This window comes from Phenylobacterium sp., assembly GCF_035276905.1.
Taxonomy (GTDB): domain Bacteria; phylum Pseudomonadota; class Alphaproteobacteria; order Caulobacterales; family Caulobacteraceae; genus Phenylobacterium.
In genome coordinates this window covers 1-9204 of sequence record NZ_DATELG010000305.1, presented here as the reverse complement: position 1 = coordinate 9204, position 9204 = coordinate 1, and the positions used below count along the sequence as shown (strand labels likewise).

Below are 9204 nucleotides of genomic sequence, written 5' to 3'. Positions count from 1 at the left end.
GGTCGTTGCCGAGCACCTCCATGATGTCCAGCTCCGGCGGCCACGAGCCGTCGGTGGGCATCAGCCAGAAGGCCGGCCACAGGCCCTGGCCCGCCGGCAGCTGGGCCTTCATCTCGAAGTAGCCGTACTCCTGGGCGAAGGTGTGGTTCGTGTTGATCATGCCCGAGGTGTACTGGTAGCCGTTGATCTGCGAGGAGATCTCCGGGCTCGCCTTGGCCGCCTGCAGGGTCAGCACGCCGTTGTTCACCGTCCACGGCTTCACCGCGCTCGTGGCCGCGTAATTGGCGTTGATGTACATCTCTTGCTCGCTGTTGCCAGTGAGCGTGCTGCCCTTGTTATTGTCGTCGTAGCCGAAAGTCGTATCCCAAGTGCCAGAGGAGCCATTCCACAGGCTCAGGCTGTTGAACTCATCGTCAAAGGTGAGTTGAGCAGTCATTGGGGAGGGTTCCTTTGGTATTAAGGCGGCAAATACACTCACCGCTAGCTGCGTGACCTCGTCCGTCACGTTGAGCGGACCCTACCCAGACTCTCCCGATTATTGACCTGACAGTGTGTCGCAGCTGCCTGCACACCGCCGAATTACACAGGGATTATTCCAGAAATACCTTGGCCATTCGCCCCATTTCGGCCATTGCCCCGCTAGGCGGATTTCTGAGCGCATTTCCCTCCCGCAACAGACGCAAGCTTTGGCGTAGCGCCCGGCGAGAATGTGGCGAAACGGACGCGGTTCTGGACAAATCCGCACAGCCCAGCCTGCGTCACCGCGCCACACCTTCACTGTCGCGGACGTCCTGCAATTTTGCGAAGCTTCACAACCCTGCGGTCAGACGAGCTTACGGCTCGTCGTAAACGAGCAGCGCGCAGCCGTGCGCAAGCGCTCTTTCGAAGGCGCCGCGCAGGTCCGCCGGGATGGCGTCGGGGTCGGTGATTTCGCCGGCGCGGAAGGCCACAGAGTCCGTCCAGCCCAGTTGGGCGAGGCCGTGGAGAGCGACCGCGCAAGCCTCGTCCTCGTCGCCGGCGCGGGCGAAGACGAGGATGTCGTAGCGGCGGCCGTCCGGCTGGGCGTGCTCGGGGCCCGCCACCGCGACCGCGGTCACGACGAAGACCGTCGCGGCTGAGCCTTGAGGCCGGGTCACGCCCCACTGTGCCGGATCTGGCCTTCGCCGTCGCCGGGGTCGTGCGCCGCCCCCTTCGCGTCCGCTGTGCAGACCAAAAAACCTGGGTCCCCGCCTTCGCGGGGAAGATCGGGTGTTCTGGGGACCTGAACCTGTGCCGATCACGCTAGAAGTAGCGCTCCGTGATGCGGATCGTGTCGCCTGGCGCCACCGGCGTCTGGCTGTTCAGCGGGAACTTTTCCTCGGTCGAGCTGTCGGCCCGCTTGATGAACACCTTCCGGGTGTTGGCACGATAGGTGAAGCCATTGGCCGTGGCCACGGCGTTCAGCACGGTCAGGCCGTTGCTGTAGGGATATTCCCCGGGCTTCTGCACCTCGCCCAGGATGTAGAACGGCCGGTAGGTCAACACCTCGACGCTGACGCGCGGATCCTTGAGGTAGCCGTCCTTCAGCGCCGCTTCGACCTTCTGCCGGAACTCCGTCACGGTCAGGCCGGCGGCCGCGACCTCGCCGACCAGCGGCAGCGCGACCTTGCCGGCGCCGTTGATCAGGAACTCGCCGCTCAGCGCCTCCTCGCCGAACGTGATCACCCGGATCTTGTCGTCGGCGCCCAGGCGGTATTGCGGAAGGACCCGGACGGCCTCCTCCTCCTCGCCCCTCGCCGGACCAGCCGGCGCGCCCGCGACGATCCCCAAGCCGATGACCGCCACGACGGCCAGCCGCCCGAATGCTCGCATTACACGGATACTCCGCAAAAAACCCTCGTGGCGCCAGCCTATCGCCGCCACGGAACGACGCTGGACGCTCCTCGAGCGCAAGACGCGACCCGCGCGCCCGATGCACGTTTACGGGCGTTCGCGCCGCGCCCGCCCCGCCCCAAGCCCCGCTCAGGGCATGCGCCAAGCCTGGTCGCCCCGGCGCCCGACTCAGGCGATCGTTAACCTCGTGGAAGGGGCGACTCGCCGCTTCTTAAGGTCAATCGATCCTGAGCAAGCCGATGTCTGACGCCACCTACGTCGTCTTCGTCCCGAAATCCAAGCGCGACGAGCTGCGCAAGATCCTCCGCACCGAGGACACGGGGCCGCTCGCCTGGCGCGAGCAACGGTCATGGTTCGGCAGCGAGTTCTATTTCTCCGGTCCGCCGGTCCTCGCTCGCAAGGCGCAGGCCTACGTGGCCGAATGGGTGATCTGCGGCTGAAGGCGGCCCTGGCGGTCAGTTGCGGCGCAGCGAGCGTCACGTCAAATGTGAGACTCGCCATGCTGCGGCTGGGCCAGGGAGTCGTTGATGCATTCCATCCGTTCGCTTCTGCTTGGCGTCGCGGCCTGCGCACTGATCGCCGGCCCAGCCGACGCCGCAGCGAAGACGAAGCCCGCCATGACCACAGCCTCCAGCCCGACCGCCGGCGCCGTCTTCGCCCAGCCCAGCCCCCTCTTCCTGCACGCGCCGCAGTTCGACCGGATCAAGGAGGCCGACTTCGAGCCCGCCCTGGAGGCCGGCATGGCTCAGCAGAAGGCCGAAATCGCCAAAATCGCCGATGATCCGGCGCCGCCGAGCTTCGACAACACCCTGGCCGCCATGGAACGGTCGGGCCAGCAGCTCGAGCGCGCCAACCAGGTGTTCAGCGCGCTCACCAGCGCCAACACCAGCGACGCCCTGCAGGCGGTGGAATCGCGCATGTCGCCGAAGCTCGCGGCGCATCACGACTGGATCTTCCTCAATCCGAAGCTCTTCGCCCGCGTGCAGAGCCTCTACGCGCGGCAGGACAGCCTGGGCCTCGATCCCGAGCAGCGGCAGCTCCTGAAAGTCACCTACCAGGAGTTCGTCCACTCCGGCGCCAAGCTCTCTGCGGCCGACCAGGCGAAGCTCAAGGCGCTCAACGAGCAGCTCTCGACGCTCGAGACCACCTTCCAGCACCGGCTGCTGGCGGCGGCCAAGGCGGGCGCGCTCGTCGTCGACGACCAGGCCAAGCTCGCCGGCCTGACCGACGAGCAGGTCGCCGCGGCGGCCAGCGCCGCCCAGGCCCGCGGCCTGAAGGGCAAGTGGGTCCTGCCGCTGCAGAACACCACCCAGCAGCCGTTGCTGCAGGATCTCGCTGACCGCAGCCTGCGCGAGGAACTCTTCAAGAGGAGCTGGACCCGCGCTGAGCAGGGCGACGCCAACGACACCCGCGACGCGATCGCTCAGCTCGCTCGGCTGCGCGCCGAGAAGGCGAAGCTGCTCGGTTTCCCCAACTACGCGGCCTACGTCCTCGAGGACCAGATGGCCAAGACGCCGCAGGCGGCGGAGGCCTTCATGCGCCAGCTGTCGCCCGCCGCCCGCGCCCGCTCGATCGCCGAAGCCGCCGAGAACCAGAAAATGGTCCAGGCCGGCGGCGAGACCTTCAAGCTCGAGCCCTGGGACTGGGAGCGCTACTCCGAGCGCGTGCGCAAGGCGCGCTACGACCTCGACGAGGCCGAGGTGAAACCCTACTTCCAGCTCGACCGGGTGCTGCAGGACGGGGTGTTCTACGCCGCGAACCAGCTCTACGGCCTGACCTTCAAGGAGCGGAAGGACCTGCCGGTCTACGATCCGGACGTGCGCGCCTTCGAGGTGCACAACGAGGACGGCTCGCTGCTGGGCCTGATCTACTTCGACTACTTCAAGCGCGACAACAAGTCGGGCGGCGCCTGGATGAGCAACTATGTGGGCCAGTCGAAGCTGCTCGGGACCAAGCCCGTCGTCTACAACGTCGCCAACTTCACCAAGCCCGCGCCCGGCCAGCCCGCGCTGATCCCGTTCGACGACGTGACCACCATGTTCCACGAGTTCGGCCACGCCCTGCACGGCCTCTTCGCCGATCAGACCTACCCGACGCTCTCGGGAACCAACACCGCCCGCGATTTCGTCGAATACCCCAGCCAGATCAACGAGAACTGGGCGCTCGAACCCAAGGTGCTGAAACACTACGCGGTCCACTACAAGACCGGCCAGCCGATCCCCCAAAGCCTGGTCGACAAGATCAAGGCGGCGTCGAAGTTCAACAAGGGCTACGAGATGGGCGAGCTGATCGCTGCGGCCGAGCTCGACATGCAATGGCACACCTTGCCCGGCTCGGCGCCCAAAGAGGACGTCGACGCCTTCGAGGTCCAGGCGCTGAAGGCGGCCGGCGCGGATTTCCCCAACGTGCCGCCTCGCTACCGGTCGAGCTATTTCCTGCACATCTGGAGCAACGGCTACGCCGCCGGCTACTACGCCTACCTCTGGACCCAGATGCTGGCGGACGACTCCTACCAGTGGTTCGTCGACCATGGCGGGATGACCCGGGCGAACGGCCAGCGCTTCCGCGACATGATCCTGTCGCGCGGCCACACCCTCGACTACGGCGAGATGTTCCGCGCCTTCTACGGCAAGGATCCGGACATCGGGCCGATGCTCGAGCATCGCGGCCTGGCCGGCGGCCACGATTAGCCTGAAGCAGAGCAAAGGGCGCCTTTCGCCCGTGCGCCGCCAATTTTCCGGGAGCTTCATGCTCGTTCGGCCGTTTGCGCTGCCGGGACGACTTCACGTGAGGCGTGAATGAGAGCTCGAGACGCTCGGGCGATAAGTTTCTGCGGCGCGAGCATGCTGGCGCTGCTGGTCGGGAGCCAGGTGCTGATAGGCAACCTGCTCGCCAGCCTGGCGCTAACGGCGGCCTACGGCGCCTTCATCCTGACCCGGCCGCGGATGATCCGCGTCTGGCGGCGGCTGCGCGGCGAGCCGGACTGGAGCGGCTATTTCGACAACGACGGCGCGCGGACCAACTTCAACCGCGCACCTGGACCAGCCGCATCCCCTCCTGGTCCAGCCGGGCGACGGTGAGCACCCCGGTCGCATAGGCGCCGGTGTCGAGCCCGATCCTGTGCTCGGTCACCTGCGGCTGTTCGCTCAGCCAGGTGTGGCCGTGCACGATGACCCGCTCGAACGGGCCGGAGGCGTCGATGAAGCCGCGGCGGATCCACAAGAGATCGTTCTCGGCCTGGTAGGCCAGCGGCCGGTCCGGGCGCACGCCGGCGTGGACGAAGGCGTAGTCGCCAACCAGCACCATCGGCTCGAGCTCCTCCAGCAGCTGCAGGTGCGAGGCCGGCATCTGGTCCAGCAGCGCGTCGCGCGCGCGGCCCAGGGCGGGTGCGCCGGCGCCCCGCGCCGGCGGCGTCACGCCGTAAGAGGCGAGCGTCTCGGCGCCGCCATAGCCCAGCCAGTCCTCATGCGCCTCCGGATCTTCCAGGAAGGCCAGCAGCGCCTGCTCGTGGTTTCCCTTGAGCAGGCGGAGCGCGAACTCGCCGCGGCGCTTCAGCCAGACGAGCGCCTGCAGCACCTTGGCCGAGTCCGGACCCCGGTCGATGTAGTCCCCCAGGAGGATCAGCATCGGCAAACGCCGGCCGCCTTCGCCCAAGCCCTCGTCCCCGCAATCGACGGCGATCTGCGCCAGCGCCTTTTTCAGGAGGTCGTAGCGCCCATGGATGTCGCCCACCGCATAGATCACCTCGCCGTCGGTGCTCAGGGCGCGGGGCGGCGCCGGCCGCTCGACGGTGATGACGGCGGCCTGGCTCATCGCCAGAGCGCCGCGATCTGCGTGCGCAGGCTGTACCAGGCGCCGTGGTGGGTCCGCGTCCGGTCGTCGGTGGCGTGCCGCGCGGCCATGCGGTTCAGGTCGCCGGCCATCTCGTCATAGCGCGCCGCGACGAGCCGAGGCTCGCGCGGGGCGCGGCGCCGCAGGCTCTCCCACCGGTCATGGTAGTCGGTGAGCACCGTGCTCGACACCCCGGCCTGACGGGCGGCGTCGTAGGCGCGTCGCAGCCGGGCGTCGGCCTCCATCACCGTGGGCGCGCGGCAGTAGGGGTAATGGCAGCTTGCCCGGTGCGTCGGCGTCGCGCGGCGACGCTGCGCGGCCAGACGCTGGGCGGCCAGACGCTGGGCGGAAGCCTTGTGAAGCCTGGCCGGGGACGGCGCCGCGGCCGGCTCCGGCGCGGCGACCAGGATCCGCGGCGGCGGCGCGTGCAACGGTCCGGCCGGCAAGGGCCCCGGGCTCGGCAACGCCGAATTCGACGTCAGGACGACCTGCGCCTGCGTCGCGCGGGCATGCGGCGCGTGGTCGGAGCCGAGGAAGGCGCCGGCCGACAGCCCGGCAAGCGTGGCCGCCGCGAGCGCGCCCAAGGTTCCGGCCGAGCTTATCGAGCCTCGCCGTTCCGCCGCCGGGCCGCCCCGCCGGCGCCGGTCCCGCAGGCGCAGCGTCTGCGATGCATCGGGCCTCGGCTCGTGCGGAAAGATCGCTTCCAGATCCTCGGCGACCGCGCGGGCGACCGGCAAGACCGCGCCGGGCGGGGGCGCTGACCGGCCAGGAGTCTCGCAGGTCGTCGGCATGGCGGCGGTTCTCTCGTCTCCAGCGGCGATGCGGGGATTCTAGCCTTAACGACCACGGCGGCGCTTTGGGTCCCTCGCCAGAGGTCTAAATCGCCCGGCTCCTTAAGGCTTAGGCGGCGGCTTGGCCGCGGGCGCGGCGGGCGCCGTCCCCGCCGGGGCCGCCGGCTTGGGCGCCGGGAAGGACTTCTGCGCGGCGTCGAGCTCTTTCAGCGTGCCCACCAGCATCGGGCCGCAGCGCTGGGCCTCGGCGGCGACGGTCTCGCGGGTCATGCTCGTCGCCACCTCCTTCAGCCGCGCGCCGAAGTCATAGCTCGGATCCTGGGCCTTGATGCGGCCGGCGAAGAAGATGACCCCGACCTGGGCGGTGCGGGCGCGGGTCTGATCCGGGGCGGAGGTCAGCGCCGCCATCGTCATCAGGCAGCGGGCGTCGGCGGCGACGCCGGCCGGGTGGCCTGCGGCCGGCGCGGCGGCGAACGCGGCGAGCGGCGCGAACGCGAGGCCGGCGCCGAGGACCAGGGAAAGTGGGCGCATCATCCGCCTCCAAGTGGGTTCCATATCAGGGACCACTAGTGTGCTGGATCTGAAGTTCGCTTGCATCTGGGTCGGGCGCCGGCGCGAACTTCAGATCCGAAAAGCACACTAGAAAACAAATACTTGTCTAGTGTCCCTATCGCTTCCGAAGTTCGTCTGAGCCCGCCACAGGCGCATGCGAACTTCGGAATCGGGACACTAGAACAACTCGCCGGACCCGCCCAGAGCCATGCGTGCGCAAGGCGCCGGCCGACCCGCTTCCCGACGCTTGGGCTTGGGGCTCATCAAGGGAGCACGCCAGGAAACGGGCCCGCCGACCGGCGCACCGTGACCGCCAAGCGCGGCGAGGTCGGGTCAGGATCTTGACCATTGCAAGGTGCGGCCAAGGACGGGCGGGGCCCAGGCCGGCCGAACTGATCGCCGATCAGCCCGCCTTGTCGTTGCAGGCATGGACTTTGCGGTTCGTAGCGGACAACCTGTCGGGCAAGAAAAGCCCAAATGCGAGGAAGCACCCATGGTCGCCTACGTCATCGTCATTCGCGAAGAGCCGGTCCACACCCCGGAGCAGATGGCGGAATACGCACGCAAGGGGGCGAACATCCCGCGCGATCCGAAGATGAAGGCGTTGGCCATCAACGGCGCGCTCACCGCGCTGGAAGGCGATCCGCCGAACGGGGTCGTCATGCTGGAATTCCCGACGGTGGAGGACGCCAAGGCCTGGTACTACAGCGACGCCTACCAGGACGCTTGCCAGCATCGGCGTGCGGCCGCCAAATACCGCACGGTCATCGTCGAAGGCGTCTGAAGCGCAAACACCCGTTCAGGGTCGTATTCGCACCCCGGCGGCTGTAAGCCGCCGCAGGTGCAGCTATGTGTTGCGCAAGATGATCGCGACAATCTCAACTTGCGCGACCCCAACGACAGCGCAACCATTTTTCACACTTAGGGGTTGTATATCACAAGATAATATGCGCGAGCCACGGGAGAAGCGTTGCAATTTCCTCCTGTTCTGCGCAAAGCCTGCCGGCGCACCGTCACCGTCGAACGCAAGATGGCACACGCAATGGTTGCATCTATCGTAGATGTATTCCCCTCCGCGGATTGCTGATGGCGCCGACCCACCACCCCAGCGGCCAGGCGCTCGCGAACTTCCTCGTCGGGGATTGCTCGCCTGGCGCGAGCCTCTTGATCGCGCGGCACGTGAAGCTCTGCGCGAGTTGCTCGAGCCGGGTGCACGCCATGGGATCCGTCGGCGTGGAGTCCGCCCCCGTCGCCTGCGGCGAGAGGGAGATTCTGGCGCCCGGCCTGGAGATCGCCGTCGTGACGGGGGTGAGCGGCCTGGGAGAGGCGGTCTACTGCGTCCGCGCCGCGCCCGGCGTGGGCCTGCCGCAGAAGGAGCCCTCCTCCGCGGTCGAGGTCCTGGTGCTCGAAGGCGGGCTCGAAGCCGACGGCGTCTCGTATCGCGCCGGCGACTACCTGTCGCTTGAGGAAACTCCCAAAGCCCGCCTGATCAGCGCCGCGACCACGGGATGCGTCTACCTCAAGGTCACCCACGCCGCCTCGGGTCAGGCGACGGACTGAGAGGTCGCGATCGGCGGCCCCGCTCTATGAGCGGCAGAGCTCGGCGAGCCGAACCCGGTCGATATGGCTCACCCGCCCGAAGCGGAAGGTGGCGAGGCCATCCAGCCGCAAGGTCTTCAGGCTGCGGTTGACGTGCACGACGCTGAGGCCGAGCGCGTCGGCCAGGTGCTCCTGGGTCAGCGGCAGGTAGAAGCCCCGCTCGTCGACCATTCCGATCTCGGCCAGGCGATCGTGCAGTTCGAGCAGCAGGTCCGCCAGACGTTGCAGCGCCGAGCGACGGCCGAGCCGGATGATGTCCTCGTAGCGGCGCTCCTGGGCGAGGTTGAGCGCTTGGTTCATCGCCCGCGAGATCTCGACGCGGTCGACTTCCTTGGCCCGCGCCAGGGTCTGGGCGACGTCGATGCACTCGACGCTGGTCAGCGCCACGACGGAACAGGGGTTGGATGTGTTGTTCGGCCGCGAAAGCACCGGATCGCCCGGCACTGCGAAGGAGAAGATCTGCCGCCGGCCGTCCGGCAGCACGCGCATCTCGCAGCACCAGCCGGAAAGGATCCATTTCAGCCGCGGCGTTGGGGCGGTGGAGTTGACGACCGCTGCG

Annotated in this window: 12 protein-coding genes; 5 read left to right on the top strand and 7 right to left on the bottom strand. The window is 68.0% G+C overall.

Annotated elements, in window-relative coordinates:
* The 3 genes from VJS38_RS14350 to VJS38_RS14340 form a co-directional block, all read right to left on the bottom strand.
* Positions 1 to 436 (bottom strand): glycoside hydrolase family 16 protein (locus VJS38_RS14350; protein ID WP_324088833.1); only part of this gene is annotated, 436 nt, incomplete at its 3' end.
* Between the two features lie 397 nt (positions 437 to 833).
* Complete coding sequence (locus tag VJS38_RS14345; RefSeq protein WP_324088832.1) at positions 834 to 1136, bottom strand: hypothetical protein; 303 nt, start codon at positions 1134 to 1136, stop codon at positions 834 to 836.
* A 145-nt stretch (positions 1137 to 1281) separates the two neighbouring features.
* Complete coding sequence (locus tag VJS38_RS14340; protein ID WP_324088831.1) at positions 1282 to 1851, bottom strand: polysaccharide biosynthesis/export family protein; 570 nt, start codon at positions 1849 to 1851, stop codon at positions 1282 to 1284.
* Between the two features lie 260 nt (positions 1852 to 2111).
* Between VJS38_RS14340 and VJS38_RS14335 the strand changes: the two genes are divergently transcribed.
* From VJS38_RS14335 to VJS38_RS14325, 3 genes are all read left to right on the top strand, one after another.
* Positions 2112 to 2312 carry a hypothetical protein gene (locus VJS38_RS14335; RefSeq protein WP_324088830.1) on the top strand — a complete coding sequence of 67 codons (201 nt, stop codon included), beginning with the start codon at positions 2112 to 2114 and terminating at the stop codon, positions 2310 to 2312.
* 87 nt (positions 2313 to 2399) lie between these two features.
* A complete protein-coding gene (dcp, locus tag VJS38_RS14330; RefSeq protein WP_324088829.1) occupies positions 2400 to 4562 on the top strand; it encodes a peptidyl-dipeptidase Dcp in 2163 nt (720 codons plus the stop codon).
* 108 nt (positions 4563 to 4670) lie between these two features.
* Entirely contained in the window at positions 4671 to 4952 is a 282-nt protein-coding gene (locus tag VJS38_RS14325) for a hypothetical protein (protein ID WP_324088828.1), read from the top strand.
* Here VJS38_RS14325 and VJS38_RS14320 read toward each other — a convergent pair.
* The 3 genes from VJS38_RS14320 to VJS38_RS14310 all read right to left on the bottom strand — a co-directional run bounded on the left by VJS38_RS14320 (position 4897) and on the right by VJS38_RS14310 (position 7025).
* Positions 4897 to 5685, bottom strand: a complete 789-nt coding sequence (locus VJS38_RS14320; protein ID WP_324088827.1) for a metallophosphoesterase family protein — start codon at positions 5683 to 5685, stop codon at positions 4897 to 4899. The two genes, VJS38_RS14325 and VJS38_RS14320, sit on opposite strands and share 56 nt — an antisense overlap.
* The gene (locus VJS38_RS14315) at positions 5682 to 6494 is read right to left on the bottom strand and encodes a hypothetical protein (RefSeq protein WP_324088826.1); all 813 of its coding nucleotides are present in this window, start codon (positions 6492 to 6494) and stop codon (positions 5682 to 5684) included. Before VJS38_RS14315 ends, VJS38_RS14320 begins: the two co-directional genes overlap by 4 nt.
* Before the next feature lie 102 nt (positions 6495 to 6596).
* Positions 6597 to 7025: a hypothetical protein gene (locus tag VJS38_RS14310; protein WP_324088825.1), complete on the bottom strand. Its 429-nt coding sequence runs from the start codon at positions 7023 to 7025 to the stop codon at positions 6597 to 6599.
* A 514-nt stretch (positions 7026 to 7539) separates the two neighbouring features.
* On the opposite strand from VJS38_RS14310, the gene VJS38_RS14305 reads away from it, so the two are divergent.
* Both VJS38_RS14305 and VJS38_RS14300 read left to right on the top strand, forming a co-directional pair.
* Positions 7540 to 7830 (top strand): DUF1330 domain-containing protein, encoded by a 291-nt coding sequence (locus VJS38_RS14305; protein ID WP_324088824.1) that lies wholly within the window; start codon positions 7540 to 7542, stop codon positions 7828 to 7830.
* A 302-nt stretch (positions 7831 to 8132) separates the two neighbouring features.
* A complete protein-coding gene (locus tag VJS38_RS14300) occupies positions 8133 to 8606 on the top strand; it encodes a cupin domain-containing protein (protein ID WP_324088823.1) in 474 nt (157 codons plus the stop codon).
* Between the two features lie 24 nt (positions 8607 to 8630).
* On the opposite strand, the gene VJS38_RS14295 is transcribed toward VJS38_RS14300, so the two are convergent.
* A partial coding sequence (locus VJS38_RS14295) for a Crp/Fnr family transcriptional regulator (RefSeq protein ID WP_324088822.1) occupies positions 8631 to 9204 on the bottom strand: 574 nt, incomplete at its 5' end.

Excerpts from the sequence above, each read along its gene's own strand:
- VJS38_RS14340 (WP_324088831.1), bottom strand. The coding sequence starts at position 1,851 with ATGCGAGCATTCGGGCGGCTGGCCGTCGTGGCGGTCATCGGCTTGGGG.
- VJS38_RS14335 (WP_324088830.1), top strand. The coding sequence starts at position 2,112 with ATGTCTGACGCCACCTACGTCGTCTTCGTCCCGAAATCCAAGCGCGAC.
- dcp (WP_324088829.1), top strand. The coding sequence starts at position 2,400 with ATGCATTCCATCCGTTCGCTTCTGCTTGGCGTCGCGGCCTGCGCACTG.
- VJS38_RS14325 (WP_324088828.1), top strand. The coding sequence starts at position 4,671 with ATGAGAGCTCGAGACGCTCGGGCGATAAGTTTCTGCGGCGCGAGCATG.
- VJS38_RS14320 (WP_324088827.1), bottom strand. The coding sequence starts at position 5,685 with ATGAGCCAGGCCGCCGTCATCACCGTCGAGCGGCCGGCGCCGCCCCGC.
- VJS38_RS14315 (WP_324088826.1), bottom strand. The coding sequence starts at position 6,494 with ATGCCGACGACCTGCGAGACTCCTGGCCGGTCAGCGCCCCCGCCCGGC.
- VJS38_RS14310 (WP_324088825.1), bottom strand. The coding sequence starts at position 7,025 with ATGCGCCCACTTTCCCTGGTCCTCGGCGCCGGCCTCGCGTTCGCGCCG.
- VJS38_RS14305 (WP_324088824.1), top strand. The coding sequence starts at position 7,540 with ATGGTCGCCTACGTCATCGTCATTCGCGAAGAGCCGGTCCACACCCCG.
- VJS38_RS14300 (WP_324088823.1), top strand. The coding sequence starts at position 8,133 with ATGGCGCCGACCCACCACCCCAGCGGCCAGGCGCTCGCGAACTTCCTC.